The following is a 25999-nucleotide window of genomic DNA, read 5'->3' as shown; positions in this document are numbered from 1 at the left end:
TCGCGTTCCTCCGGCGCAAAAGACCCAGATCGTTTTCCTCTATCCACCCTCAATGGCGCCAGTAATAAGCCCTGTCACCTCTTCCGGAGAGGTCTCGATGATTGGCTTGTCCGCCACCTTTCGGCCTCGGCGCATGACAACGACGCGATCGGCGACATCGAATACGTCGGGCATGCGATGGCTGATAAGCACAACCAGAATGCCACGATCGCGCAGTTGTCGGATGAGATGGAGCACTTCAGCGACCTGGCGCACGGAAATGGCCGCGGTCGGCTCGTCCATCAGAACGATTTTCGCCTCCGAAATCATCGTACGCGCAATCGCCACCGCCTGGCGTTGACCGCCCGACATCTGTTTCACGAGGTCGCGTGCTCTGGTCTCGGAACGGAGTTCCTTAAAGATCTCCGCGGCCCTCCGGTACATTGCCTTGTAGTCGAGCACGCCCAATGGGCCGATGCCCCGCCTCAGTTCGCGTCCGAGAAAAACGTTCGCCGCCGCGGTGAGATTGTCACAAAGGGCAAGATCCTGGTGCACGATCTCAATTCCGAAGTGCCGCGCCTCGACCGGGCGATGCAGCACGATTTCGCTGCCATTGAGGCGCATCGTGCCTTCGCTCGGTCGAAAGTTTCCCGCAATCATTTTGACGAGAGTCGACTTGCCGGCGCCGTTGTCGCCCATCAATCCGACAACCTGGCCCGCCTCTAACGACAGCGAAATGTCATTGACGGCCTGTATGGCCCCGAAGTGCTTGGAAATATTGCTGAGTTCTAGCAGCACGACCAGCCTTCCAAACTCCCAAGACGCGCGGCCTTCACCAAGGCGCGTCACAATATGCCCGCCCCTTGAGTGAGAGATTGCTTATTTACGCAAATCATCACAACCGCGTCAATGATCTCTCGTCTGATAAACCTTATTTGTATGACAATTAGACATTGACGAAAGTCGCAATCATATATTAGCTACTACTGGGAGATAAGCATGCTTATCCTTGTCACCGGGGCAACGGGCAAGGTCGGGCAGCACCTCATATCCACGCTGCTTGACCGACCACGTTTTTCGAAAGCGCGCATTCGCGCGCTCTGCCACAACCGCGTGCTCAATCCAAGCGAGCGCCTCGAGATTATCCGCGGCTCCATCGCCGATCGCGCGGTCGCTGACGCTGCGATTGCCGGCGCGACCCATATCGTGCATCTGGCGACCTGCAAGGAAACGCCCGCCGACGTCATGGATGTGACCGTCAAAGGTCTCTTTTGGCTGCTCGAAGCGTTCAGAATGAGCCCAACAGCCCGGCAGTTCATTCTGATCGGCGGCGACGCCGCGGTCGGCCATTTCTTCTATCGCCATGAAGGACCGATAACCGAGGTGACACCGCATCGCGCCTATCCCGGCAGCTACGCGCTCTCCAAAGTCCTCGAGGAGGTGATGGTCGAGCAGTACTCAGTCCAATATGGGATGAACGTCTGCTGCCTGCGTGCGCCGTGGATCATGGAAAAGGACGACTTCAGGCACTCGCTTTCCTTCGGCGACGACGTTTTCGGTGGACCGGACTGGAAGACGTATTTTCCGCCCCATGAAGCCAGGCGCCACGCAAAGGCCGGAACCGTACCATTACTGCGCGATGCCGACGGAAGACCGCTCAAGCGCAACTTCGTCCACGTCAGCGACCTTGTGTCAGCGATCCTCAGCACGATCGACAATCCGCACGCAGAGCGTCAACGTTTCAACATCGCCATGGATCGTCCGGTCGATTACGGCGAGGTCGCAAGCTATCTCGAACGCACGCGCGGCCTGCCGTCGGTCGATGTTCCAAGCCATTTCCACTCAAACTGGTTGGACAACAGCAAGGCAAAATTCCTGCTGGACTGGCAACCGGAATACGATCTCGAAAAGCTTATCGACCAGGCCTTTCAATACGAGCGTCCACCAAGTGACCCTCGTATCGTCTGGTATCCGGGTTGATTTGTGCCGCGGACAGAGGGTGTCCGCTTGTTTCAACGGGAGGATAAAATGAGGAAAGCATTGGTGCTCGCAGTCGCAGCGCTGGCGCTGGCCGCCGGCCCCGCCGGCGCCCAGACGAAAAAGCAGCTCGTCATCGTCGTCAAGGGTCTCGACAATCCCTTCTTCGAGGCGATCAATCAGGGTTGCCAGAAGTGGAACAAGGAAAACACAAGCTCGGAATATGAATGCTTCTATACCGGCCCGGCGTCGACTTCCGACGAAGCAGGAGAAGCGCAGATCGTCCAGGACATGCTCGGCAAGCCCAGCACGGCTGCGATCGCCATTTCGCCTTCCAACGCCAAGCTGATCGCCCAGACGTTGAAGTCGGCAAACCCGACAGTCCCGGTCATGACGCTTGACGCCGACCTTGCCAAGGAAGATGCGGGCCTGCGAAAGACCTATCTTGGTACCGACAACTATACGATGGGCGCGCGGATCGCGGACTACATCAAGAAGGCAAAACCGAACGGCGGCAAGATCTGCACGATCGAAGGGAACCCTGGCGCTGATAACATCCTGCGCCGTGCTCAAGGGATGCGTGACGTGCTGACCGGCAAGGACGGGCTGGCCGAGCTAAAGGGTGAAGGTGGCTGGACCGAGGTTGCTGGCTGCCCGGTCTTTACCAATGACGACGGCGCCAAAGGCGTGCAGGCGATGACGGACATTCTTGCGGCCAATCCCGATCTCGACGCCTTCGGCATCATGGGTGGTTGGCCACTGTTCGGTGCGCCGCAACCCTATCGCGATCTGTTCAAGCCGATGGCAGACAAGATTGCGAAGAATGAATTCGTCATCGGCGCGGCCGATACGATCGGAGAGGAAGTGGCGATCGCCAAGGAGGGTCTCGTGACCGCACTTGTCGGCCAACGACCCTTCGAAATGGGCTACAAGGCGCCATCGGTCATGCTCGACCTGATCGCCGGCAAGCCGGTAGACGATCCGGTATTTACCGGTCTCGATGAATGCACCAAGGATACGGCCGATACCTGCATCCAGAAATAGGAACGGTGGCCGGAGCGCCCTTTGACGGCCTCCGGCGCCTCCGCCCCATGAGCAGCGAGCGCGGTCAGCACGCTTGACGGCCGGCCGCGACTCCTTGCAACGACCCCGCTTGGAAGTTCCCTTCGGCGAACTATCATCGACAAGACCATTCCCCAATTTTGCAAAGCACGGAGAGCGCAATGACCAAGCGGATCATCTTCACCGGAGGTAGCGGCAAGGCTGGTCGCCATGTCGTGCAATACCTCCTCGAGCAGGGCCATCAGGTGCTCAACCTCGACACGAAGCCCCTCGATAACCCGAAAGTACGCACGCTGATCACCGACATTACCGACAGCGGCCAAGTGTTCAATGCACTGTCGAGCTACACCGGCCTGCACGAATTCGACCCGTCGCTTGCGCCGCAACCGATCGATGCCGTTGTTCATTTCGCGGCGATCCCGCGCATCCTGATCGCGCCTGACAATGAACTCTTTCGCATCAATGTGATGGGCACCTACAATGTCATTGAGGCGGCGGCGAAACTTGGCATCCGCAAGATCGTCATCGCATCCAGCGAAACGACCTACGGTCTCGTCTTCGCCAATGAGCCACGAAACCCGCACTATTTTCCGCTCGATGAGGACTATGACGTCGATCCGATGGACAGCTACGCGCTCTCCAAGGTGGTGAACGAAAGGACCGCGCGCGCCTTTGCGCTCAGAAGCGGAGCCGACATCTATGCATTGCGCATTGGAAATGTGATCGAGCCCAACGAATACCACCTTTTCCCAGGCTGGTTTGCCGACCCTGGATTTCGAAAGCGCATCGCCTGGAGCTACATCGACGCGCGGGACCTCGGCCAGATCACCCTCAGGGCCATCGACACGGATGGTCTCGGGTTCCAGATCTTCAATGCAGCGAACGACGAGACGTCTTCAGACCTTCCGACGCAAGAGCTGATCGACCGGTTCTATCGGGGCGTACCGGTCAAAGGACAGCTTGGCGAATACGAGACACTTCTGTCGAACCGGAAGGCGCGCGCGATGCTCGGTTTTCAGCCGCAACACAGCTGGCGGACCTATGTTGGCGGCAGGTGACGCAATGCGTGGCTAGAGGGTTCGAGATACGAGAAAAGATGAATGGCTGAACAGCGACCAGAAAAACGCTCCGCAGGCTCGGGTACCGCGGAGGCGGCGCGTGCGACCCGACGGCTCGACGCGCCGCGCATGTCAGGGCCGAGCGTTCATATGTCGCTCGCCGAAGATATCGGGCTCAGGATCGTGCGTGGCGACTATCCTCCGGGAACGATCCTGCCGAACGAGGCCCAGTGGACGGAAATCTTCAATGTAAGCCGAACCGCCGTCAGGGAGGCGATCAAGATATTGATGGCCAAGGGGCTACTCGCATCGCGTCCAAAAATCGGCAGTTGGGTGGAGCCGAAGGAGCGTTGGAACCTGCTCGACCGCGACGTCCTGAGTTGGTACGCACACTCGCCGGATCGGATCCAGTTCCTCAAGACCGTACAGGAATTTCGTCACATCATCGAACCGGAAGCCACCGCCCTTGCAGCGATCCGCCGCAGCGAAGAACAGATGGCCGAAATCACCGAGGCACTGAGAGACATGGGGCAAGCGACAACGCTGCAGGCTCGCACCCAAGCTGACACGCGGTTCCACCTCGCGATCCTGCGCGCTTCCGGAAATGACCTCCTCATTCCGCTCGGGACGTTGATTGAATCCGCACTCAACCACCTTTTCCTGCTGGTAACCCGGAACGACAGCACCCTCGTCCATGCCCTTAGGCTCCATGAGAACATCGAGAAAAGCATTCGGCTTCAACGCCCGAACGCGGCCCGTAACGCCGTAAGGCGACTTTTAGCGAACACCGATGCACTCATTGCGCATTCAGAGCGCAACATGTGAGCTCAGGGCGCGCCGCACGTCGTCGTGAACAAACTGCTGCTGAGAGCTACCCATGCGGTGGACCGGCTAAGGCCCCCACGCAGGCCGAGGATCGCGATCGTGACAGCCTTTTACGGCTCGTGGCGTTCACGCAAATTCCGCGTATCGCGCGACATTGTGCTGCAACAACGCGAGCATCGTGTCGCGCAACGGATCTCGCACCGCTTTCATCCAGGCGGCTGAGAGGGGTAGTCGATGCATCGGCGATCCCGATGGATGAGCGAGCGGGATGTAGCTGACACCTGACACAGCAAGTTTCGAGGTCCAGCGTGGAACGATGGCGGACCCGATTCCGGCGGCAACCAGATTGATTATCGTCTGCTTTTCATCGGCTATTTGTGCGACGCGGGGACGCATGTCAAAGTCCGCGAACAATCCCATTGTGAGGTCATGACTGTGCGGTCGCGAGCGGCGTTCTGGCACGATCAATGGCTCTTCCGCCAGATCCTGGACGGTAATTTCGGACCGTCCAGCAAGAGCACTCCCCATTGGTACCGCAACAACTGCCGTTTCATGAAACAGCAACTGCACATTCAGAGTGCGGCTGATCCCATCGCGAGGACGGATCAAAACAAGGTCGAGGCGCCCGGCCAGCAGTTTCGGAATAAGCCGGACAGACTTGTCTTCAATGATCTGGGTGATGACATCAGGCGCCGCCTCCCGAAAATCCTGCAAGAGCAACGGTAAGAGACCGGCGGCAGCACTATCGATCGCGCCGATGCGCAGTATGGCGGACGGCCTGTGTCGGGCTGCACGAAATTTTTCGGCGACTTCGTCAAGCCGCCCCAGGAGCGGCCGCACTTCTTGCAAAAGCGACACGCCGTCATCGGTCAGGCTCACGCTTCGGGTTGTTCTACTCAACAACTGCGTTCGCAAAGATTCTTCCAGTAACCGGATGTGCCGGCCGAGCGAAGCAGGCAGCATGCCCGTCTTCTGGGCAGCTCTTCCAAAGTGCAGTTCTTCGGCGACCGCGACAAAACACCTGAGCTGTTCGAGTTCCACCCCCACGCCCTCCATTATATCAATAAATTATATAATTGCATGAACCTTCATGCGCAGGAAAGGAGAAACTAACCTTCTCGACAAGCGCGAGAGGACGCGCCGGGTTCGAACATAGGGAGGAGCTTGTTTTGACGAGCGACCGGGAGACGCGCGTATTGCGCAAAATCACATGGCGCATCGTGCCATTCATCATGGTTCTCTACCTGATCGCGTTCATCGATCGCGTGAACATCGGCTTCGCGTCTTTGACGATGAACCAGGACCTTGGATTTTCATCGACCGTCTTCGGCGTGGGCGCGGGCATCTTTTTTCTCGGCTACTTTCTTTTCGAGGTGCCGTCGAACCTCATTCTCCACAAAGTCGGCGCCCGCATCTGGATTGCCCGGGTGATGATTACTTGGGGCCTGGTATCGGGTGCGATGGCGCTGGTCCAAGGCACGACGAGCTTCTACACCCTGCGCTTCTTGCTGGGCGTGGCCGAAGCTGGGTTCTTCCCAGGCATCATTCTTTATCTGAGCTATTGGTTTCCTGCGCGTCGCCGAGCGGCGGTCACCGCGATGTTTATGGCAGCTGCTCCGCTTGCAACAGCCATCGGGTCGCCGATTTCTGGCGCCCTTCTCGAGATGCACGGCATCTGGGGCCTGGCCGGCTGGCAGTGGATGTTCATCATCGAAGCTGTTCCGGCGGTAATCTTCGGTGTGGTCGTATTGTTTTTCCTGACGGACCGACCGGAAAAGGCAAAGTGGCTTACCGACGACGAGCGTGCTTGGCTTGTGAAGACCATGGAGCAGGAACAGGCCGGCAAGGTGAAGGCAAGCCACGGCATCTGGGCAGGGCTCGCTGATGTAAGGGTCCTTGCACTTTCGCTCATCTACTTTGGCACGTCAGCAGGTCTCTACACGCTCGGAATCTGGGCACCACAGATCATCAAGAGCTTTGGCCTTTCGTCTTTCCACGTTGGTTTGATCAATTCCATTCCAGCTGTTTTTGCTGTGATCGGCATGATTGTCTGGGCACGCCATTCCGACAGGACCGGCGAACGCACTTGGCACGTTGTCGGTGCCTGTCTGCTGGCTGCCGCGGGCCTTGTCTTTGCAACCGGTGCGACGACTGTGTTTGCCGTGATGATCGCCCTGACGCTTGTGAACATCGGGATCAGCGCCTCCAAGCCGCCGCTGTGGAGCATGCCGACGATGTTCCTCTCAGGCCCGGCCGCAGCCGCTGGTATCGCCACCATCAATTCATTGGGCAACCTCGGCGGCTTCGTCGGCCCCTCGATGATCGGCTGGATCAAGGACACGACAGGGAGTTTTGCCGGTGGTCTCTACTTCGTCGCGGCACTGCTCGTGATTTCGGCAGTGGTCACTCTGATCCTTGCTCGCGGGGCCTCCCGCGAGGCCACTCGGACGGCTTCCATTCAACATTGAAATCCAGATTGGAGAACAACAATGCGCGAATACAAAATTGCAGCGATACCGGCCGACGGAATTGGCCCGGAAGTGATCGCAGCGGGTCTTCAGGTCCTTGAGGCGCTGGAGAAGCGTAGCGGCGACTTCAAGATCCACTCCGAAACCTTTGACTGGGGCTCGGATTACTACAAAAAACATGGCGTCATGATGCCGGCCGATGGTTTGGAGACACTCAAGAAGTTCGACGCAATCTACTTTGGTGCGGTTGGTGCGCCGGATGTCCCCGATCACATCACGCTCTGGGGCCTGCGTCTTCCAATCTGCCAGGGCTTTGACCAGTACGCCAACGTCCGACCGACCAAGATACTCCCAGGAATTACTCCGCCGCTGCGCAACTGCGGGCCAGGCGACCTGGACTGGGTCATCGTTCGAGAAAATTCCGAAGGCGAATACTCGGGCCACGGCGGTCGCGCCCACAAGGGGCTGCCGGAGGAAGTTGGCACCGAGGTTGCCATCTTCACACGCGTCGGCGTTACCCGCATTATGCGCTACGCCTTCAAACTCGCCCAGTCGCGGCCGCGCAAGCTCTTGACCGTCGTCACCAAGTCGAACGCGCAGCGGCATGGCATGGTCATGTGGGACGAGATCGCTGCCGAAGTTTCGAAGGAATTCCCGGATGTGACCTGGGACAAGATGCTAGTCGACGCGATGACGGTGCGCATGACGCTGAGGCCGGAAAGTCTTGACACCATTGTAGCGACCAACCTGCATGCCGACATCCTGTCGGATCTCGCCGGCGCCCTTGCTGGTTCCCTCGGCGTCGCACCGACTGCCAATATCGACCCGGAGCGTCGCTTCCCATCAATGTTCGAGCCGATTCACGGCTCAGCTTTCGACATCACCGGCAAGGGCATCGCCAACCCCATCGCCACCTTCTGGACGGCCGCCCAGATGCTCGAACATCTTGGAGAAAAAGACGCTGCGACAAGACTGATGACGGCTGTCGAACGCGTCACCGAGGCAGGCATCCTCACCCCTGATGTCGGCGGCACCGCCACCACACAGCAGGTGACCGATGCCGTTTGCGAGGCGATCGCCGGCTCAAACATCCTCGTTGCTGCCGAATGACCTTTAGCGATACATCCGCCCGCGATGCGCTGCGTCAAATGTTCGACGCAGCGGTCACCAGCGCGGATCCGGTTAGAGTGGTGTCAAACCACCTGCCCGATCCGCCCAAGGGCCGCTGCATCGTGATCGGAGCCGGAAAGGCTTCGGCTGCGATGGCGGCGGCACTCGACGCCGCATGGAGCGACGTTGAACTTTCCGGACTAGTCGTGACGAGGTATGGCCATGCAGTTCCTGCCGGGCGCATCGAAATCGTCGAAGCGGCCCATCCGGTCCCCGACGCGATGAGCGTTGAGGCGGCGACACGTATCCTTGAGAAGGTCCGCGACCTTGGGCCGGACGATCTGGTCATTGCCCTGATTTCAGGCGGCGGTTCCGCTTTGCTGGTTGCTCCAGCCGGCAACATGACGTTGGCCGACAAGAAGGAGGTCAACCGGATGCTGCTTGCCAGCGGTGCGACGATCTCGGAGATGAACGCCGTTCGAAAGCAGCTTTCAAACATAAAAGGCGGACGGCTCGCGCAGGCAGCATATCCTGCAAGGGTCGTCACGCTCGTGATCTCCGACGTGCCGGGCGACAACTCTTCCGAAATTGCCTCGGGACCCACTGTCTCCAACGAGACGGGCGTTGTCGAGGCTCGCGAAATCGTCGCGCGCTACAAACTCGCTCTTCCACCGGAAGCGATCGCCGTTCTCGACGGTGGCGGCTCCGCGGCGGCGAGCGCCCCGATTAACGCAGAAACGCGGCTGATAGCCTCACCGTCCACAGCCCTGCATGCGGCGGCACAAGTTGCGCAATCTCACGGGATCCGCCCCTTGATCCTTGGCGATGCGCTTGAGGGAGAAGCGAGAGAAGTCGGTACAGTCTTTGCCGGCATCGCGCTCTCCGCGCGCGACAAGGGCTTACCGGTTGCGGGACCAGCCGTGCTCCTGTCGGGCGGAGAAACGTCCGTGTCCTTGCCGAAAGGCTCGACCGGACGTGGCGGCCGCAACACCGAATTCCTGCTGAGCCTTGCGATTGGCTTGAGTGGTGCAAATTCGATCTGGGCAATTGCCGGAGACACAGACGGTATCGACGGTGTCGAGGACGCTGCGGGTGCTTTCGTCACTCCTGACACCCTTACCCGTCTGCAGCAAGTCGGCATTGCTCCGCGCACCGCGCTTTCACAACATGACAGCTACACCGCATTCAAGGCGATTGGCGACCTTGTCGTCACCGGGCCAACACTCACAAACGTCAATGACATACGCGCAATCCTGATCGGATAGAAATCATGCTCCCACGCAGCAACCGCAAGGCCAAGATCGTTGCGACGGTCGGGCCGGCTTCAAATTCGCCCGAAACGCTCAAATCGTTGTTCCTCACCGGCGTCGGACGGACCTTCAAACTGTCATCGTCAGCGGCCTCCCGTTCGCGACTGAAGGCAGCACGAATAATCTCCGTGTCGCTCAGATCGGGAAAGCATGATCCTCGAAGCGGGTCGAGCCACCGCTGAGAACCGACGAGTTGGCCGGGAACGCACGGCCGAGGCGTCGGCAGGCTCCTTTTTTGGCGGTGCGCGCCTGGATAGTTTGGGCTTCAATCGGCAAGGCGGCGCTGGGTATCGGCATCGAAAAGATGCATGCTGCCGGGAGCAAAGCTCAGTCCGACCCGGTCGCCTGCTCTTGCGACCGATCGGCCATTGAAGACCACCGACAGCTCGGGCGTGGTTGCCATTGTCAGAAAGCACGTCGCACCGGTCGATTCGATCATTGCCACTGGTGCTGAGAGAATGCCCTCATCGGCTGCCGCAAGTTCGATATGCTCCGGACGCAAGCCGACGCTCAAGGCCTGTCCTGGCTGCACCGTCCGGTTAAGGGCGATCGTTTGTTTGGTACCGACATCGAGGATGATCGAGCGTCCGTCCGGACCGCCGACCGCGGGCAGGAAATTCATGGCAGGAGATCCAATGAAGCCGGCCACGAACTTGTTAGCCGGCCGGTCATAAAGCTCAAGCGGACTGCCCTGTTGTTCGATGACGCCGTCACGCATGATGACGACATGGTCCGCCATTGTCATCGCTTCCACCTGATCGTGCGTGACATAGACCGACGTGGCGCCCAGCCGATCGTGCAGCGCGCGGATTTCTTTGCGCATATGAACGCGAAGTGCGGCATCAAGATTGGAGAGCGGCTCGTCGAACAGGAACGCCTTTGGGTGCCGGATAATCGCCCGGCTCATCGCTACGCGTTGCCGCTGACCCCCGGAAAGCTCGCGCGGGTAGCGCGCCAGGAGATGCGTGAGCCCGGTGACGGCGGCAACTTCATGTGCCGCCTTCTTGCGTTCGGCCTTGGCAACGCCCCTGATGCGTAGGCTATAAGTCAGGTTTTCCTCAACCGTCATGTGCGGATAGAGCGCGTAGGACTGGAACACCATCGCCACATCGCGCTTGCGCGGCGGCACTGCATTCATCACCTCGCCAGCGATCTTGAGCGTACCGGACGATATGCTCTCCAGGCCCGCCAGAGACCGCAACAACGTCGACTTCCCGCAACCTGACGGACCGACGAGAGCTGTAAAGCTGCCTTTGCGGATCGAAAGCTCGATGTCCTTCAGCGCATGGTAGGCACCATAATACTTGTTGACGTTCCTTAGTTCGATCTGGGCATTCATTTGAGCGCTCCCGAGGTAAGACCAGAGACGATGCGGCGTTGCAGGAGGACGAAAATGGCGAGGATCGGCGTCACGTAGATCGCCGCGTAGGCCATGATATTGTTCCATTCATTGGTGTTTGGCCCCATGAAGGAGTTCAACCCCACGCTTGCCGGTTGCAGCTCGACGGCCTGGATCATCGATTTCGAATAGACGAACTCGCCAAAGGCCTGCATGAAAATCAGGATCGCACTGACGAGGATGCCGTTGCGTGCGAGCGGCAGGACGATATTGAAGAATGCGCCGACCCTGGAGTTGCCGTCGACAAGGGCTGCTTCCTCCAGTTCCTGTGGCACGCTCATGAAGGTCGCGCGCACCAGGACGACGAAGAACGGCATGCTCTTGGCCGCAATCGCCAGGATGACGGCAAGCCGCGGATAGTTGAGCAACCCAACTTGCGAAAAGCCCACGAAAATCGGCGTAACCATCAGCGACGCCGGAAGGACCTGCAACATGAGGATGAGGAAGAGCCCGATATCGATCCAGATGTTGCGATAGCGCGCCAGCACGTAGGCGCAGCCAACACCAAGCACGGTGATGACGCTGACCGCTCCGCAGGCGATGACCAAGGAGTTCCAGATGTACCGGCCCATGTTCCGGCTCTGCCACACGTTGCCGAAGATTTGCCACTGGGGATCGCTCGGCCAGAAGGTCGGCGGAGTGGCAAACATCTCCGACCCCGATTTGATCGTGGTGATGTACATCCAGTAGAGTGGGAACAGATAAAGGCCGGCGAGAATGATCGCGATTGCGAGAAGCAGGCGATCCCGGGATACGTTGCTCATCCGCGCACCTCATGCCGTGTCGAACGCACGTAGACGACAGAAGCGATCATCACAAAGACGATCATGATCACCGAGATCGTCGCGCCCTTGGCGAAATCGTACTGCCGGAAAGACAGATCCCAGGCCCAGTATTGCGTGACGTTGGAGGCATTGTTCGGCCCTCCGGAGGTGATCGAGGCGAAAAGATCGAACTGCTGCAGCGTGAAAATGAGCCCGAGCGCGATGATGGCCCCTATGGACGAGCGCATCATCGGCAGCGTGATCGTCCAGAAGCGTTGCCAGACATTGGCACCATCCAATTCGGACGCCTCATAAAGGTCCCGCGGAATGGCCGACAGACCGACGGACATCAGGATCATGTTGAAGGAGGTACCGAGCCAGATATTCGCGATTATGACGGCCCAGAGCGAGTAACCGGGATCCGAGCGCCAGAAGATATTACTGTCGATGAGGCCCGTTTCCCGCAGTATGAAGTTGAGCACGCCAAAATCACCCGACAGGATCCAATTCCAGATCGCGCCAACCACGAGGCCAGGCATCACCCAGGAAACCAGAAACAGACCCCGCACCCACGAGGCGCCTGGAAAATTTGTCCAAAAGAACAGCGCCAGTCCAAAGCCGACGAGGAACTGACCGGCGATCGAGGCGACGACGAAAGTCGCGGTATTGGCCAGGATCGGCCAGGTTTCCGGCTGGGCGAAGAGATCGCGGTAGTTCTTGAGACCGACGAACGGGCGCCAGAAGCTGCCGAGGCTGAACATGTCCACCTCCTGAAAGCTCATGGCGATGTTGTAGAGCAGTGGCAGGCCGGACAGGGTTAGCAGGAAGGCGAGCGGCAGGCTCACGAGGCCGATATCGAAGCCGCGGCCGTCGATGATGCTGGATAGAAGGCGTTTCATGAGCTCCTCCGCCGCCAAGGCCTCAGCGCATTTGGGCTGACGCAGCTTGGCCTGCAAACTAGACAACCAGAACCACGCCGGCATAGCCGGCATGGTTTTTGCGGGTTTCCGTCCCAGCGCCTCAATGCGATCGAGCGCTTGCGGAAGGCGGCCCGGCTCTCCGGTTCAGGCGGGATGCCTCTAGGCCGCCTTGGCCAAGACTTTAGCCCAGGACTGCCTTTATCTTTTCAGCAGCCTGGTCGAGTGCTTCCTTCGAGCTCATCTGTCCCGTCAACGCTGCCTGGATTGCATCCTGGATTGCCTTTGAGATCTTCGGCCATTCCGGGTGCGGGCCGCGCGGCTTTGCGTATTTCAACTGCTCATTGAAGACCTTAAGGGCCGCGTCCTTGAGCGGCACGCCAGTCTCCGGAATAGCGATGTCGGAACGGGCGGGAAGCTGGCCGAAGTCCTTGAACATGCGATCGTCCTGCGAGACGAAGTACTCGAGCACCTTGAACGCTTCGGCAGGGTGTTGCGTGTTGGAGAATATCGCCCAGTTGAAATCGCCCATGGCCGATGAACGCTCCGCAGCGAGCTCAGGCACGGGCAACAGAGCGACACCCCAGTCGAACTTCGCCTCCTTGACCATCCGGTCGAGCTCCCACGGGCCGGAGATGACCATGGCGGCGTTGCCGGAGTTGAAGGTACCGGTCGAATCCCACTGTCCGCGGGTGAGCGTGTCCGGCGACGCCAGCTTCTCCGTAATGATGGTCTTCCAGATGTCGAGCGCCTTGACGGCGCCATCCGAATTGATGTGCTCGTAGCCACCACCGGCCATTTGGGCCCAGGGGAGAAACTGGAAGGTCCCCTCCTCGTTCGCCTTAGCTGAAAACGCGATCCCATAAACGTTGGCCGCAGGGTCCGTCAGCTTGCGAGCCGCATCGACGAGTTCGTCCCAGGTTTGCGGCGGCTTGGAAGGATCGAGGCCCTTCGTCTTGAACATGTCCTTGTTGTAGTAGAGCGCAATCGTGTTCGTGGCCTTGGGAAGACCGTAATTCTTGCCATCCCACATGGTGGAGGCGAGCGGGCCAGGGAAATAGGTTGACGTCTTGACCACCGTCGACTTGGCGATCATATCGGTGAGATCGAGGAACGCGCCGCGCGACGAAAAAAGCGCATGCTCAGGATTGTCGATAGCGATGATGTCGGGTGCCTGCCCGGTCGAATAGGCGCGCATCGCCTCGCTGACGACGTCGTCAAACTGTATCTGGCGGTACTCGACCTTGATGCCAGTGTTCAGCTTGTTGAAGTCCGAAATCAAGTTCGGTGCGGGTTGAATATCGCGATCGAGCGACCAGACGCTGATCGTGACATCCTCCGCCTTGGCGGTGAGGCCGAATAGAGAGACACCTGCAAGGGCGAGCGCGCCCAGGATTGCGGATCCGCGGATAGCCATTTTCTCCTCCTTTGATTATCCCCGAGCCGGCATCCTCCATGCCGGCCAACATGCACGTCTCAGACCGGATCGATGACGAAGTCGCCGCCCCGGCACGTTTTGAGGTAATTCAGGCCGTGAACCTGGCCGGTCATCTCCAGATCGTCGCGATAGACCGGGTCATGCCAGCCTTCGATATCGATCGAGCCGGACCAACCAGCCAACCGAAGTTCGGAGATCACGTCGGTCCAGTTCGTGTCGCCAAAGCCGGGCGTACGCATGAAGACGAATTTCTCTTTGCCGAAGATCCCGTGTTCACGGATGACGTCCCAGCGGATGGTCGCGTCCTTGCCGTGCACGTGGAAGATCTTGCTTGCCCATTTGCGGATCTGCGGCAGCGGATCGATCAGATAGACCATTTGATGGCATGGCTCCCATTCGAGCCCGATGTGGTCGTCTGGCGTCTCGTTGAAGATCAGTTCCCAGGCATCCGGATTATGCGCGATGTTCCAATCGCCGGTATGCCAGTTGCCGTCCATGGCACAGTTCTCGAATGCAATCCTTACGCCCTTGTCGGCGGCACGTTTCGACAGCTCGGACCAGATTTTCCTGTAACGCGGCAGGCTGTCGGTCAAAGGCTTGCCGCGAAGGCGGCCGGTGAACCCGGCAACGCAGGTCGCGCCGAAGTGGTGGGCATTGTCGATGCAGTCTCGCCAGCCCTGCAAGGTCTCTTCGTCGATCGCGGTCGTCTCCAACGGATTGCCGAACATGCCGATCGTGGAGATGGTGATGTCACGATCGCCGACCGCCGCCACGCAACGCTTGCCGAGGTCGGCGAGGTCCTGGCCATTCGTCGTTTGCCAGAAGAAGGGCTCGAAACTCTCGAAGCCCATGCCCGCGATCTGGGCGATACGCCTGTCGGCACCGCCCTTCGTGGCAGAGATCATCGTGCCAATACGGATGGATTTGCTTGGGTTGATCAAAATAGGCTCCCTAGGCTGCAATGGTGACGCGTTTGCCATCCCGCGCGCTGTCGATCGCGCCGAAGACCATGGCAAGGCTCTTGATGTTGTCGCTGCCGTCGGTTTCCGGCACAGTTCCCGCGTCAATCGCGCGGATGAAATTCTCGATCACGCTGGCATGCCCGTTCGTATCGGCGAGATCTTCGGTATCGGGCATCGCAACCGGTTCAACGGTGCGCATGAAGCCCTCCTGACCCGTAACGACTTTGGCGTCAAAGCGATCGCCGCCATCCCAAAGCAAGGTGCCCTTCGAACCGGTGATGCGCCACGCGCTCTCCCAACTGGTGTTGGCACCCTCAGCGCACCAGGAACCGCGATAGGTGAAGGCGACATTGTCGGAGAACTCGAAGATCGCATTGGCGGCCGCGCCATGGCGATACCAGGAGCCCTTGGGATTGTATTCGTGGCAATAGACCGCGAGCGGGTCCTTGCCCGACATGAAGCGCGCTGCATCGAAGGTGTGGATGGCCATGTCGAGCAGCAAGACATTGTCCATCTGCTCGCGAAATCCTCCGAAATGCGGGCCGAGGAAGAAGTCGCAATGCAACGCCGTCAGCTCACCGAGAACGAGCGACTCGATGAGGCGGCGTATGCGCCGAACACCGCTGATGAAGCGACGGTTTTGAACGATCGCATGGATCCGCGAGGCCGCTGCAGCAAGTCGACGCAATTCGCGTGCCTCGCCGAGCGAGGCGGCCATGGGCTTCTCACTCAAAACGTGGCAACCATGCGCAAGTCCGGCGGCCACCACCGCACGACGTGCGGCCGGAACGACGATGTCGAACAAAAGATCTGCGCGGCTCTCGCGAAGCACGGTCGGCAGGTCCGTTCCGATAACGATGCCGCCAAGGTTAAATTCGGTAGCGAGCGCCTCAGCAGTCGCCTGGTCGAGATCGACGAGGCCAACAATCTCGACTTTCACGCGAAGAAGTTCGCTCTCCGTCAGCGCCCTCAGCCAGCCTTTGGCCATAGCTCCGCACCCGCACAAAACGGCCCTGTATCGCACGTGATTTCCTCCAAGAAACGGAAGCAGCAACTCCTCAATTGGCTTCCGTAAACGTTTACGATACTATGCGGCAAAGGGTTTTTATGTCAAGAGGTGTGAAAATGACCAGTCGCGGGTCTGGGGAGGAACGCGGAAAAATGAAGGGGATTCGCGAGCTTGCAGAACACCTCGATATCTCGATCGGGACAGTATCCCGGGCGCTGAACGGTAAGCCCGACGTCAACGAAGAGACCAGAAAAAGGGTGCTCGAAGCAGCCGAGTCCCTTGGTTATGTCGCCAACCAATCGGGCCGTGCGCTCCGCAAGGGCGCGACCGGCGTCATCGGCTTCATGATGCAGACCGGCTCCGAAATCACCGGCCAGGGGGACACATTCTTCATGAGCGTCTTCGACGGTGTCCAGACCGTCTTTGCTCGTCACAAGCTCGACCTCGTCGCCCTGCTCTGCTCCTCTGAGGAGGATCCGAACGACTACTTGAAGCGCGTTGTCGCGCGCGGTTTTGCCGACGGCATCATCCTTTCGGCAACAAGGCGACACGATGCCCGCTTCGAGCTGTTGTCCAAACGCAAGATCCCGTTCATCACGCTCGGACGTAGCCTGACAGATGTCGGTCAACCCTGGCTTGATCTGGATTTCGAGGGCATGGCTGAGGCATCGATCGATCGGCTGGTTGCGCACGGCCACAAGCACATAGCGATTACGCGGCCGCATGACGACATGAACCTGGGCTATGTGTTTGAAGATCAGTGCCGTGCGACCCTGGCCCGACATGGGCTTCACCTCGACGAGCGTCATGTGTTCCGCTCAACCCCGAACGAAGCGGGAGGGTATCAAATCGCCCGGGAACTGAGTGCGCTTGAGACCCGTCCGACGGCGATTGTGCTCATCAACGAAGCAATCACTGTCGGCCTTTATCGCGGACTGGTGGAAGCCAGCATAAAGCCCGGACGGGACATGGCGATCATCGGTCGTCAAAGTCCGCATTCGCAATTCCTGTCGCCCCGATTGACGGCTTTCAGCCTGTCCCTACGCGATCTTGGCATAGCACTTGCCGAATCCCTGCTTGGTACGATGCCGGCTTTTGCCGACATTTACCCGGTGAGATCTGCGCGGTTCCTCTGGCCCATGACGCTCGTCCCGGGTGAGAGCGACTGATCGACACGTTTGCTGACACTTTCGGCGAAGGCCATCATCAGCGGACCGACGCCCTTGGGATCGTCGCTCACCAGCCGTTCTGCGAGGTAGTAGCCGGGCGTACCGTCCCTGTACGTGCCTTCGAAGCCTCCGAGACCTGCAACGCAGACGATCGTCGTCAGCCTGGTTATGCCCTGGGCGTCGGCAATGAGCCGCATAGAGAGCAGAGCGTCGAGTGCGCGGCGGCCGGCCGCGATTGTCTCTGACGCTCGATCAGGTTCGACGAGCCCAAGGCGTGCGGCGCGGATCAGCGCATAGGCAAACATGGCGGAGGCCGAGCTTTCCTCGTAGTTGCCTTCGAGGTTCGGTGCGTCAAGCACCTGCATCCAGAGGCCAGACGATGTCTGCCGCGCCATGAGTTCCCCCAAAAGCTGGCGTGCCCTCAGCCGATGAGGACCGGAGATTTCGTCATCAGGTAGAAGCGCCAGCGCATCCACGAGCGCCATCGCCAGCCAGCCAACAGCGCGTGCCCACACGGCAGGCGATTTGCCTGTCTCCGGATCGGACCACAGCTGTTTTCGGCTGTCGTCGTAACCATGAACATAGAGGCCGGCCGGGGTCGCCGTTAGCGAAAGCGCCGTCGAAAATTGCCGAAGGGCGTCAGTAACAAGCGCCGGCCTATCCGTGGCCAGCGCATATTCGATTTGAAACGGCAGGCCCATATAGAGCCCATCGAGCCAGACCTGGTGTGGGTAGCGCTTCTTGTGCCAGTAGTTGCCCTGGGGGATGCGCGGATGGCTTTCGAGTTGACCAGCCAGATGTTCTGCCGCCGCGAGATAGCGGGCGTCGCCGGTATCCCTGGCCAAGGCAAAGAGCGATCGTCCGGCGAGAATGTGGTCGATATTGTATTCTGTGGGATCGTAGCCGAGGAGTGAGCCATCGGGCCCGATTTGCCGATCGGCCAGCCGGTGAAGATGGTTCATCCAACGTTTCTCGCCCGTCGCCTGAAACAGCAGCTGAAGGCCTCGGTAGAGGCAGCCGTCTTCGTAACACCAGCTCCCGCCCTTGTAGGGACTGTAGCGATGCGCGAACTGGTCGAAATAGTCGGTCGGGTTCATGGGATCTCTCACTCGAAGTGCGTTGATATCGCGGCGGTGCTCAGGAGCGCCGGCTCGTCGCAATCGACGTCCGCTTGTTCCGAGACGATCGTTTCATGCCGCATCGGTCGGATCCCGTCAGCCATGACAGGAGGAGCGGCTGTGGCCTCGTAGTTGAAGGAGACGATCTTGAGCCGACGAATTTTGATGTTGCGGATTGGGGCCTCCGGCAGGCCAAGGAAGGTACCGGCGACATGGGCCAACTTCCGGATCTCGACATCCTCAATCGTGACGCCGTCGATGACAGGCGTGCCCACATCGACTGGAGCCGGCTGGCGGGATTGCACCCAGGCGTCGTGGCCGTCGGCATCGCAATGGTAGTGTGTGTTGGCAGAAAGCGCGGTCTCGACGCCGTCCATAAGAACGCTGCGCATAGCGATATCGGTGATCGCTCCACCACGGCCGCGCCGCGTCTTAAGGCGCAGGCCGCGATCTGTACCGACCATGGCGCAATTCTCGATCGAAACGTCGTGCACGCCGCCAGACATTTCCGAACCAATGACGAGCCCCCCGTGGCCACGCTCCATCAAGCAGTGGCTCACCCGCACGCCACGCGTTTCGCTCAGATGGTCATCCTCACCATTTGGGCCGCGTTTGCCGGCCTTCACGGCGATGCAATCATCCCCGACGGAAAAGCGGACGCCGGTGATTGTCACGTCGCGACAACTTTCAGGATTGAAGCCATCGGTATTTGGGCTGTCGAACGGAGCGGAAATGAATAGTCCTGCCGCCGTCAATCGCCTGCAACCCTGCGGGTGGATCGTCCAGGAGGGCGCATTGCGGATGGCAAAGCCAAGGAGCTGCACATTTGAGCAGGAAACGAGATGAAGGCCGCGCGGGCGGCGTGCACCGTCACGCGTTTCTTTCGGCCAGGTCCACCAGTCGCCCCTATCGCCGGAACCGTCGAGCGTGCCCTGCCCCTCGATTGTCAGCTCTTTCACGCCAACGGCATGGAGCGGAGCTGCGAAACAGTCGGCCGGAAGGCCTTCCCAGCTCCCCAACATCCGGCCGGACGCGTCACGGGCGGGCAGGATGGGCCATCCGCGCCGCACCGACGGCGCTCGCAAGACCGCCCCTTGGGAAAGGTGGAAAGTCATGTGGCTCTTGAGTTTGACCGGAAATGCCGTCCAGACCCCAGCCGGCACCCTCAACGTACCGCCCACCGGAACCGCAGCAACGGCCTCTCTCAAAGCAGCCGCATTCCGGCGGGCACCGTCGAAATCCTCGGGAAGAACATCAAGGACAAGACCAAACTCGGCGGCGTCGACGAGCCCCGCGCAGGACGGGGTGTCAAACTCGACCGCTTCAAACCCTTCCGCTTCGAAGCAGTAACGTGCGCGAGGTTGAAGCTCGTGCAGCAGAGGCACAGCAAGGGAGGTCTCTCCCTGCCGCATCTGATTGTCCCCGTCGGACGAGGAAAGGCGCCACTTCGCTGTCGCCGGCAGGTGGTATAGTGCTCCGCGTGCCGGCAGGCAAAACGCCGCCGTTCGCGCCGACAGCGCGATGATGGATGGTCGGGTCATGATCTCTCTCGTGTAGGCTTCCCGCAGGGCGCAGGGACGCCCGCCGCGACAAGCAACGGCGGGCAGTCTTAGCGATCAGTCAAACTTGGCGAGAACGTCGTTCACCGTATCGATGATCTGTTCTGCCGCCTCCTTGGCATCGAGCTGCCCGTAGGCGTATTCCTCGAGCGTATCGATGAAGGCGGCGCGGATCTCTGGGTGTTCATTGAACGGCGAAACCGTCGGCCCGCCGGCGGCCAGCACGATGGCATTGGCGGCCCGCACCTCGGGCTCGCCCTTTTCACCAAGGCGAGCGGCAGCGGCCTTCGACGCCGGCAGGCCGCGAGAGGTACCGAGTGCATCGATCCCTTCCGGCTCGTTCAACAGGCAGTTGACGATTTGCGCCGCAGCCGCTGGGTCCTTCGAATTCTTCGAGATCGAGAACACCATGGAGGGCTTGCGATAGACGCCGTCCGTTACCGCATCAGCAAGCTTGAGCATCGGCACGGGCGTCAACACCTGACCGTCCTTCAACGGATCGGCATACTTGGAATAGGTCGAATCCCATTCATAGGAACCGGCGACCTTCCCCTCGGCCCAGGAGGGTTTCTCGAACAGATTGACGTTGCCGTCGGCGGCCTCTTCCTTCTGGGAGCGAATGGCGCCGGTCTCGACCAGCTTGCCGAGGAAGGAAATGCCTTCAGCCAGCTCCTCAGGTGTCCAGGCAACACGGTTGGTCTCAGGATCGACGAGATCCTTTCCGGTCTTCTGGACGACGGCCAATGTCGTTAGAAGTTGCGCGGTCTCCTTGACGGCGTTGAAGGTGTAATAGTCCTTGCCAAGCTTCTCCTTAATCGTTGCCGTCGTAGCGAAGAACTCATCCCAGGTTTTCGGGATAGGCACCCCGGCCTTCTCGAAGGTCGTGGCGTTGAAGAAGAAGACGCGGCCGGTGGTCGAGACGGAAAGCCCCTGCAAGACGCCGTTCATTGAGCCCGCCGCGAGATCGGCTTCGCTCCAGTTGGAAAGATCGATCGCCTGGAGCGTACGCAGGTCCGCAAAACCGTCACCATTTTTCGAAAACAGCGGCAGCCACGGCCAATTGACCTGCACGATATCGGCCTCGGTCTTGCCGGCCATTTGGGTCGTTAACTTTTCGAGGTAGCCGTCAAAACCAGTGAACTCGCCTTTGACGGTATGGCCATATTTTTCACCGCAAGCTGCGATCGCCTTCTGGGTGGCAACGTGGCGGCTCTCGCCGCCCCACCACGCCATGCGTAGCTCAGCGGCGTGCGCTGCCGTGGCGAGCGCGAGAGCGCCATATGCAACGCTGGCGAGCGCAGCGATCTTTACTGTCATTCTCATTGGTTTCTCCTCCTTGAAATTGAACGACGCATCGCCTCCTCAAAGCGACACGTTGCGGCCATCGGTCTTGTCGAAAACATGAAGCTTTCTGGGGTCCGGGCGCAGCCGGATCAGATCGGAGCGGCCAAGAGCCTCGAATTCGGCGGCGCCCACTACACTCACCAGCTTTCGACCCTCGAGATCGGCGTGAAGGTAGACTTCATGGCCCATGAACTCGGCATTCGTGAGTTTCGCTGTGAACGCAGGGCCGTCGGTGGCGAGTGAGAGGTGCTGCGGGCGCATGCCGAGCACCGCCTCTGCCGGCCTCGCCGAGAGCCTTGCTTGAAGGTTGGAGCCGAGCGGCAGGCGCTGGGTCCCGATAGAAAGATGCCCGTCGACAAGTTCGGCATCGACAAGGTTCATCTCGGGGCTGCCGATGAAGCCAGCGACAAAAAGGTTCGCCGGGCGATTGTAGAGCTCCTTCGGCGCGGCGACCTGCATGATGTGGCCCGCCTGCATGACGCAGATGCGGTCGCCCATCGTCATCGCCTCGGTCTGGTCATGTGTCACGTAAATGACCGTTGAGGATAAGCCTTCGGCCTTGAGCTGGCGGTGCAGGTCGGTGATGCGGACACGCATCGAGGCACGCAGCTTGGCGTCGAGGTTGGACAGCGGCTCGTCGAACAGGAAGACGCCGGGCTTCTTGATCAATGCACGCCCGAGCGCCACGCGCTGGGCCTGGCCGCCGGAGAGCTGCTTCGGCAACCGATCGAGCAACGGCTCGATTTCAAGGATCTTGGCTACGTGAGCGATAGCCGCGTCGATCTCCGCCTTCGGCTTGCCGGCAATCTTCAACCCGAAGGCCAGATTGCCGCGCACTTTCATGTGCGGGTACAGTGCATAGTTCTGGAACACCATTGCGATGGAGCGTTTGCCGGGCGGCAGGTCGTTAACCCGCTGGTCGCCGATCACGACCTCGCCTCCCGAAATCTCCTCGAGCCCCGCGACCATGCGCAATGTGGTGGACTTGGCGCAGCCAGAGGGACCGACGAAGACCATGAACTCGCCATCCTCGATATCGAGATTGATCCCGTGCACGGCCTTGAATGCGTTGCCATAGACCTTTTCGAGGTTCTTCAATTGGACCTTAGCCATGTTCAGCCTTTGACTCCCCCAGAGGAGATCCCTTCAATGAAGTACCGTTGCGCAGCGAAGAAGACGACCAAGGCAGGCGTGATCGTCAGCACCGACATTGCGAGAATGCGGTTCCATTCGAAGGCTTCGGTGGTGTCGATGGAAAGTTTGAGCGCGAGGCTCACGGGATATTTGTCGACCGATGACAGGTAAATCAGCGGTCCCAGGAAGTCGTTCATGGTCCACATGAACTGAAACAGGCAGACAGAGATCAGCGCCGGCGCGAGCATCGGCACGACGATGTAGACCAGCGTCTGGAGACTGTTTGCGCCGTCAACACGAGCGGCCTCTTCCATATCCGCCGGAAGCGAGCGCAGGAACTGCACCAGCATGAAGACGAAGAAGGCATCGCCCGCAAAGGCGGAAGGTACCCAGAGCGGCAGGAACGTGTCGAGCCAGCCGAGATCGCGAAAGAGAATATACTGCGGAATGCGGGTTACAACATTTGGCAGAAGCAGGATGGCAATGACCGAACCGAAGAGGATCTTCTTCAGCGGAAAGTCGAACCTTGCGAAGGCATAAGCCGCCATCGTGCATGAGATCGCCGTACCGATGACCTTCGGCAGAATGATCAGGAAGGAATTCCAGAAGAACCGGCCGAACGTATAGGGCGTCGACGTCTGCCAGCCCTTTACATAGCCGTCAGCCGTCGGATTTGCCGGCATGAAACCAGCACCAGAAAAGATCTCCGAATTCGTCTTGAAACTCGCGCCTACCAGCCAAATCAGCGGGTAGAGCATGACGAACCCAACGGAAAACAGAAGCACATAGCGAACCGCCGTGGAGATCAGGCGGACCCTTGCCCTGCGTGCAGCCACGCGATCGTTGAGAGCTTGAAACTCGGTCATCTCGTCAGCTCCTCTTGTCGCCGGCGTAATAGACCCACTTCTTGGAGGACCAGAAGGCAACAAGGGTCAGCACAGTGATGATGGCGAAGAGCACCCAGGCGATAGACGAGGCGTAGCCCATGTTGAACTTCTTGAAAGCCTCGTCATAAATGTAGAGCGGCAGCAGATAGGTCGCCTTGAGTGGACCGCCCTGGGTGATGATGTAAGGGCCGTTAAACTCCTGGAACGCCTGAACCATCTGCATGATCAAGTTGAAGAAAATAACCGGCGTTAGCAGCGGTAGGGTGATCCAGAAGAAGGTGCGCACTTTGCCGGCGCCGTCGATGGCGGCCGCTTCATAAAGTGACTTGTCGATCGATTGAAGGGCGGCAAGAAAGATCACCATGGCCGAGCCGAACTGCCAGCAGCGCAGCAGCGTGATGGTGAAAAGCGCATTCACGGGATCGCCGAACCAATCGACGGGCGCGATACCAAGGGTCGAAAGCGCCATGTTCGCAAGGCCCTGCGAAGCGAAGACATAACGCCACAAAACGGCAATCGCGATCGACCCCCCAAGGATTGAAGGCACATAGAACGCCGTTCGAAAAAGACCGATGAATTTCAACCTGTGGTTTAGAATTGCAGCGATGAAGAGCGCAAAGGCGAGCTTCAAAGGCACGGTAATGAACACGTAAAGCAGCGTTACGTTCAGCGACTTGATGAAAGTCCGGTCGCGGGTAAACAGCCGCTCGTAGTTGGCGACACCTGTCCAGCGCGGCTCGCTCATCAAGTCGTAGCTCGTGAAGCTGAGATAGAATGAGCCGATGAACGGAATGGCCGTGAAGATCAAGAGGCCGATAATGTAGGGCGCCAGATAGCCAAGCCCTAAAAGACGATGCCCTTTCATGCCGGCCCTCCCGGACGGCACTGCAGAGCGGCCATTTTAGATACGGTTTCGTACAAATTGCGCTCCCGGAACGGCGCAGACAGGCGCAGGCTGTAGCCTCCTTCCCGTCCGCTGACCGATCTCCTCCCAGTTCGATGCGGTGCGTGCATGCATTTCTGCGATGACACTCACGTATTTTTGTCACAGAATGAATTCACAAAGGCGAGGAAAAAGATGGACGAAATTGAAGGTGGAATTCTCTCAGCTATTCCACCGGCGGCGCTGACGCTTAATCTGACCCGCGCTGCTATCCGGATGGAGCATTCGCAGACTTGGCGCATCGACAAGTCGAACCCGGTCGACGACCTCGTCATCTGCCTTGAAGGGCGCGGCCACTATCTGGTCGACGGCGAGCCACGCGTGATGGAGCCGGGTGATGCCATGCTGATTTCGCGCGGCCAGCGCTTCATCGGATGGAGCGAGGGACCGGAGACGTATCTTGGCCTCGCCCAGCATTTCACTCTTGATATTTACGGCCGCCACAACCTGGTCGAGCAGATGGATTTGGTGCCGAAGTTGAGACTGGCGCGGTGGGGGTTGCTTGAGCCGTTGGCGCGCCACTATCGTCAAAGCGCGCCGCCCTCTTCCGTGACGCTTGGCCAGCACCACCTGTTCATGGTTCTGTTGATCGCTTTCATCGAGGATGCGTTCATCGGGTGGCGAGACCATGCCACCTACCAGCCCGAGGGGGCAGACGCGATCGATCTCGCTGTCATGAAGGCCGCAACGATGATCTCCGCCAATCCGCTCGACCCGGATATTGCGACGAAAGCGGTTGAGGCATCACCCTACAATCGCGATTATTTCCTGCGGGAATTCCAAAAGCGCGTGGCGCGCACGCCGCGCAAGTACCAGGAACTGAAACGCATGGAGCGGGCGATGCACTTTCTCGAAGCAGGGCTTTCGGTTTCCTCTGCGGCCGCGGAAGTCGGCTATCCCGACCCCTACTACTTCTCACGCATGTTCAAGCGAACTCTGGGTATCAGTCCACGCGATCACATGAAAAGGGTTCGCCAAAGCCGAGATGGCGGCCTCATGCACCTCGACGAGCGCGAACAGGCCCTGGTACTTGCCGACGGGCTTGCGGCCGACTAGCTCGAAGTGTGTTGGCGCTAAGCCGGACAGACAAGCACCCATGTGTCTCGCCGCGATGATGTGGGAGAACATACCCGGCAATTTCGGACATGGCCCTGGTCGGCGCGCATGTCAACAACACTCTCATGTCTCGGGCATCTTGAACCTGGCGAGCGCGTCACGGTCGATCTCGATGCCAAGGCCGGGCGCATCGGGGATGGCAACGACACCGTCGACCGCCTCGATCGGCGCCTTCAGCACCGCCTGTCGGAACGGGTTTTCCGTCCGGTCGAACTCCAGGATCGGCTCGATCGGGTTGACCCGCACCGGATCCGGCGTCATCGCCGCCATGAACTGCAGCGCGGCAGCGATATGCACGCCCGTGCCCCAGACATGCGGCACGATGCGAACGCCGTGCAGCGTCGCAAGGCTCGTGATCTTCGCCATCTCGGAAAAGCCGCCGCAGCCGCAGAGATCCGGCTGCAGGATGTCGACGGCACGGCTTTCGATCGCCGGCCACATGCCATAGCGG

At 59.5% G+C, this 25999-nt stretch carries 24 protein-coding genes; 9 read left to right on the top strand and 15 right to left on the bottom strand.

The window, feature by feature from the left end; translation table 11 throughout:
• Positions 1 to 39: 39 nt before the first annotated feature.
• Complete coding sequence (locus BLU15_RS34240) at positions 40 to 831, bottom strand: ATP-binding cassette domain-containing protein (RefSeq protein ID WP_226020917.1); 792 nt, start codon at positions 829 to 831, stop codon at positions 40 to 42.
• A gap of 147 nt (positions 832 to 978) precedes the next feature.
• Between BLU15_RS34240 and BLU15_RS34235 the strand changes: the two genes are divergently transcribed.
• From BLU15_RS34235 to BLU15_RS34220, 4 genes are all read left to right on the top strand, one after another.
• Positions 979 to 1959 carry an NAD-dependent epimerase/dehydratase family protein gene (locus BLU15_RS34235; RefSeq protein WP_060516755.1) on the top strand — a complete coding sequence of 327 codons (981 nt, stop codon included), beginning with the start codon at positions 979 to 981 and terminating at the stop codon, positions 1957 to 1959.
• 48 nt (positions 1960 to 2007) lie between these two features.
• Complete coding sequence (locus tag BLU15_RS34230; protein WP_060516756.1) at positions 2008 to 3000, top strand: sugar-binding protein; 993 nt, start codon at positions 2008 to 2010, stop codon at positions 2998 to 3000.
• 179 nt (positions 3001 to 3179) lie between these two features.
• Positions 3180 to 4076 carry an NAD-dependent epimerase/dehydratase family protein gene (locus BLU15_RS34225; RefSeq protein WP_060609418.1) on the top strand — a complete coding sequence of 299 codons (897 nt, stop codon included), beginning with the start codon at positions 3180 to 3182 and terminating at the stop codon, positions 4074 to 4076.
• A 42-nt stretch (positions 4077 to 4118) separates the two neighbouring features.
• Positions 4119 to 4901: a FadR/GntR family transcriptional regulator gene (locus tag BLU15_RS34220; RefSeq protein ID WP_060609421.1), complete on the top strand. Its 783-nt coding sequence runs from the start codon at positions 4119 to 4121 to the stop codon at positions 4899 to 4901.
• A gap of 126 nt (positions 4902 to 5027) precedes the next feature.
• Here BLU15_RS34220 and BLU15_RS34215 read toward each other — a convergent pair whose 3' ends face one another.
• Positions 5028 to 5942, bottom strand: coding sequence for a LysR family transcriptional regulator (locus BLU15_RS34215; RefSeq protein WP_034798776.1), 915 nt, complete (start codon positions 5940 to 5942; stop codon positions 5028 to 5030).
• A gap of 128 nt (positions 5943 to 6070) precedes the next feature.
• Between BLU15_RS34215 and BLU15_RS34210 the strand changes: the two genes are divergently transcribed.
• The 3 genes from BLU15_RS34210 to BLU15_RS34200 are packed head-to-tail and all read left to right on the top strand — an operon-like array spanning position 6071 to position 9744.
• Positions 6071 to 7369: an MFS transporter gene (locus tag BLU15_RS34210; RefSeq protein WP_034798689.1), complete on the top strand. Its 1299-nt coding sequence runs from the start codon at positions 6071 to 6073 to the stop codon at positions 7367 to 7369.
• A gap of 21 nt (positions 7370 to 7390) precedes the next feature.
• Positions 7391 to 8479 carry a tartrate dehydrogenase gene (locus BLU15_RS34205; protein ID WP_034798686.1) on the top strand — a complete coding sequence of 363 codons (1089 nt, stop codon included), beginning with the start codon at positions 7391 to 7393 and terminating at the stop codon, positions 8477 to 8479.
• The gene (locus BLU15_RS34200; RefSeq protein ID WP_090301578.1) at positions 8476 to 9744 is read left to right on the top strand and encodes a glycerate kinase type-2 family protein; all 1269 of its coding nucleotides are present in this window, start codon (positions 8476 to 8478) and stop codon (positions 9742 to 9744) included. The genes BLU15_RS34205 and BLU15_RS34200 overlap by 4 nt, the downstream gene beginning before the upstream one ends.
• A 310-nt stretch (positions 9745 to 10054) precedes the next feature.
• Here the strand turns inward: BLU15_RS34200 and BLU15_RS34190 are convergent, their stop codons facing one another.
• The 6 genes from BLU15_RS34190 to BLU15_RS34165 all read right to left on the bottom strand — a co-directional run bounded on the left by BLU15_RS34190 (position 10055) and on the right by BLU15_RS34165 (position 16293).
• Positions 10055 to 11128: an ABC transporter ATP-binding protein gene (locus tag BLU15_RS34190; RefSeq protein WP_034798682.1), complete on the bottom strand. Its 1074-nt coding sequence runs from the start codon at positions 11126 to 11128 to the stop codon at positions 10055 to 10057.
• Positions 11125 to 11952, bottom strand: coding sequence for a carbohydrate ABC transporter permease (locus tag BLU15_RS34185; RefSeq protein ID WP_034798680.1), 828 nt, complete (start codon positions 11950 to 11952; stop codon positions 11125 to 11127). Before BLU15_RS34185 ends, BLU15_RS34190 begins: the two co-directional genes overlap by 4 nt.
• Positions 11949 to 12851: a carbohydrate ABC transporter permease gene (locus BLU15_RS34180; protein ID WP_060584395.1), complete on the bottom strand. Its 903-nt coding sequence runs from the start codon at positions 12849 to 12851 to the stop codon at positions 11949 to 11951. The genes BLU15_RS34185 and BLU15_RS34180 overlap by 4 nt, the downstream gene beginning before the upstream one ends.
• Before the next feature lie 202 nt (positions 12852 to 13053).
• Positions 13054 to 14286 carry an ABC transporter substrate-binding protein gene (locus tag BLU15_RS34175; protein ID WP_090301577.1) on the bottom strand — a complete coding sequence of 411 codons (1233 nt, stop codon included), beginning with the start codon at positions 14284 to 14286 and terminating at the stop codon, positions 13054 to 13056.
• Between the two features lie 59 nt (positions 14287 to 14345).
• Positions 14346 to 15248 carry a sugar phosphate isomerase/epimerase family protein gene (locus tag BLU15_RS34170; RefSeq protein WP_034798673.1) on the bottom strand — a complete coding sequence of 301 codons (903 nt, stop codon included), beginning with the start codon at positions 15246 to 15248 and terminating at the stop codon, positions 14346 to 14348.
• Between the two features lie 10 nt (positions 15249 to 15258).
• Positions 15259 to 16293: a Gfo/Idh/MocA family protein gene (locus BLU15_RS34165; RefSeq protein ID WP_090301575.1), complete on the bottom strand. Its 1035-nt coding sequence runs from the start codon at positions 16291 to 16293 to the stop codon at positions 15259 to 15261.
• Positions 16294 to 16430: 137 nt separating this feature from the next.
• Between BLU15_RS34165 and BLU15_RS34160 the strand changes: the two genes are divergently transcribed.
• Positions 16431 to 17447 (top strand): LacI family DNA-binding transcriptional regulator, encoded by a 1017-nt coding sequence (locus BLU15_RS34160; protein WP_034798668.1) that lies wholly within the window; start codon positions 16431 to 16433, stop codon positions 17445 to 17447.
• Here the strand turns inward: BLU15_RS34160 and BLU15_RS34155 are convergent.
• The 6 genes from BLU15_RS34155 to BLU15_RS34130 all read right to left on the bottom strand — a co-directional run bounded on the left by BLU15_RS34155 (position 17384) and on the right by BLU15_RS34130 (position 24354).
• Positions 17384 to 18544 (bottom strand): glycoside hydrolase family 88/105 protein, encoded by a 1161-nt coding sequence (locus BLU15_RS34155; RefSeq protein ID WP_060609427.1) that lies wholly within the window; start codon positions 18542 to 18544, stop codon positions 17384 to 17386. The two genes, BLU15_RS34160 and BLU15_RS34155, sit on opposite strands and share 64 nt — an antisense overlap.
• An 8-nt stretch (positions 18545 to 18552) precedes the next feature.
• A complete protein-coding gene (locus BLU15_RS34150; protein ID WP_090301573.1) occupies positions 18553 to 20106 on the bottom strand; it encodes a polygalacturonase PglA in 1554 nt (517 codons plus the stop codon).
• A gap of 75 nt (positions 20107 to 20181) precedes the next feature.
• On the bottom strand, positions 20182 to 21447 hold the full coding sequence (locus BLU15_RS34145; protein ID WP_060584383.1) for an ABC transporter substrate-binding protein: 1266 nt from the start codon (positions 21445 to 21447) through the stop codon (positions 20182 to 20184).
• A 39-nt stretch (positions 21448 to 21486) separates the two neighbouring features.
• Positions 21487 to 22581, bottom strand: coding sequence for an ABC transporter ATP-binding protein (locus BLU15_RS34140; RefSeq protein ID WP_034798661.1), 1095 nt, complete (start codon positions 22579 to 22581; stop codon positions 21487 to 21489).
• 2 nt (positions 22582 to 22583) lie between these two features.
• Positions 22584 to 23468: a carbohydrate ABC transporter permease gene (locus BLU15_RS34135; RefSeq protein ID WP_034798658.1), complete on the bottom strand. Its 885-nt coding sequence runs from the start codon at positions 23466 to 23468 to the stop codon at positions 22584 to 22586.
• A 4-nt stretch (positions 23469 to 23472) separates the two neighbouring features.
• A complete protein-coding gene (locus BLU15_RS34130) occupies positions 23473 to 24354 on the bottom strand; it encodes a carbohydrate ABC transporter permease (protein ID WP_034798656.1) in 882 nt (293 codons plus the stop codon).
• Between the two features lie 213 nt (positions 24355 to 24567).
• Between BLU15_RS34130 and BLU15_RS34125 the strand changes: the two genes are divergently transcribed.
• Positions 24568 to 25488, top strand: coding sequence for a helix-turn-helix domain-containing protein (locus BLU15_RS34125; protein WP_090301571.1), 921 nt, complete (start codon positions 24568 to 24570; stop codon positions 25486 to 25488).
• Positions 25489 to 25611: 123 nt separating this feature from the next.
• Here BLU15_RS34125 and BLU15_RS34120 read toward each other — a convergent pair.
• On the bottom strand, positions 25612 to 25999 hold a 388-nt coding region (locus BLU15_RS34120; protein WP_305765360.1), incomplete at its 5' end, for an enolase C-terminal domain-like protein.

The sequence above is a fragment of the Ensifer sp. YR511 genome (assembly GCF_900103045.1).
GTDB lineage: Bacteria > Pseudomonadota > Alphaproteobacteria > Rhizobiales > Rhizobiaceae > Ensifer > Ensifer adhaerens.
This window is presented reverse-complemented; position numbering and strand designations above follow the sequence as displayed.

Excerpts from the sequence above, each read along its gene's own strand:
- BLU15_RS34235 (WP_060516755.1), top strand. The coding sequence starts at position 979 with ATGCTTATCCTTGTCACCGGGGCAACGGGCAAGGTCGGGCAGCACCTC.
- BLU15_RS34230 (WP_060516756.1), top strand. The coding sequence starts at position 2,008 with ATGAGGAAAGCATTGGTGCTCGCAGTCGCAGCGCTGGCGCTGGCCGCC.
- BLU15_RS34225 (WP_060609418.1), top strand. The coding sequence starts at position 3,180 with ATGACCAAGCGGATCATCTTCACCGGAGGTAGCGGCAAGGCTGGTCGC.
- BLU15_RS34220 (WP_060609421.1), top strand. The coding sequence starts at position 4,119 with ATGGCTGAACAGCGACCAGAAAAACGCTCCGCAGGCTCGGGTACCGCG.
- BLU15_RS34205 (WP_034798686.1), top strand. The coding sequence starts at position 7,391 with ATGCGCGAATACAAAATTGCAGCGATACCGGCCGACGGAATTGGCCCG.
- BLU15_RS34200 (WP_090301578.1), top strand. The coding sequence starts at position 8,476 with ATGACCTTTAGCGATACATCCGCCCGCGATGCGCTGCGTCAAATGTTC.
- BLU15_RS34190 (WP_034798682.1), bottom strand. The coding sequence starts at position 11,128 with ATGAATGCCCAGATCGAACTAAGGAACGTCAACAAGTATTATGGTGCC.
- BLU15_RS34185 (WP_034798680.1), bottom strand. The coding sequence starts at position 11,952 with ATGAGCAACGTATCCCGGGATCGCCTGCTTCTCGCAATCGCGATCATT.
- BLU15_RS34180 (WP_060584395.1), bottom strand. The coding sequence starts at position 12,851 with ATGAAACGCCTTCTATCCAGCATCATCGACGGCCGCGGCTTCGATATC.
- BLU15_RS34175 (WP_090301577.1), bottom strand. The coding sequence starts at position 14,286 with ATGGCTATCCGCGGATCCGCAATCCTGGGCGCGCTCGCCCTTGCAGGT.
- BLU15_RS34160 (WP_034798668.1), top strand. The coding sequence starts at position 16,431 with ATGAAGGGGATTCGCGAGCTTGCAGAACACCTCGATATCTCGATCGGG.
- BLU15_RS34155 (WP_060609427.1), bottom strand. The coding sequence starts at position 18,544 with ATGAACCCGACCGACTATTTCGACCAGTTCGCGCATCGCTACAGTCCC.
- BLU15_RS34150 (WP_090301573.1), bottom strand. The coding sequence starts at position 20,106 with ATGACCCGACCATCCATCATCGCGCTGTCGGCGCGAACGGCGGCGTTT.
- BLU15_RS34145 (WP_060584383.1), bottom strand. The coding sequence starts at position 21,447 with ATGAGAATGACAGTAAAGATCGCTGCGCTCGCCAGCGTTGCATATGGC.
- BLU15_RS34140 (WP_034798661.1), bottom strand. The coding sequence starts at position 22,581 with ATGGCTAAGGTCCAATTGAAGAACCTCGAAAAGGTCTATGGCAACGCA.
- BLU15_RS34135 (WP_034798658.1), bottom strand. The coding sequence starts at position 23,468 with ATGACCGAGTTTCAAGCTCTCAACGATCGCGTGGCTGCACGCAGGGCA.
- BLU15_RS34130 (WP_034798656.1), bottom strand. The coding sequence starts at position 24,354 with ATGAAAGGGCATCGTCTTTTAGGGCTTGGCTATCTGGCGCCCTACATT.
- BLU15_RS34125 (WP_090301571.1), top strand. The coding sequence starts at position 24,568 with ATGGACGAAATTGAAGGTGGAATTCTCTCAGCTATTCCACCGGCGGCG.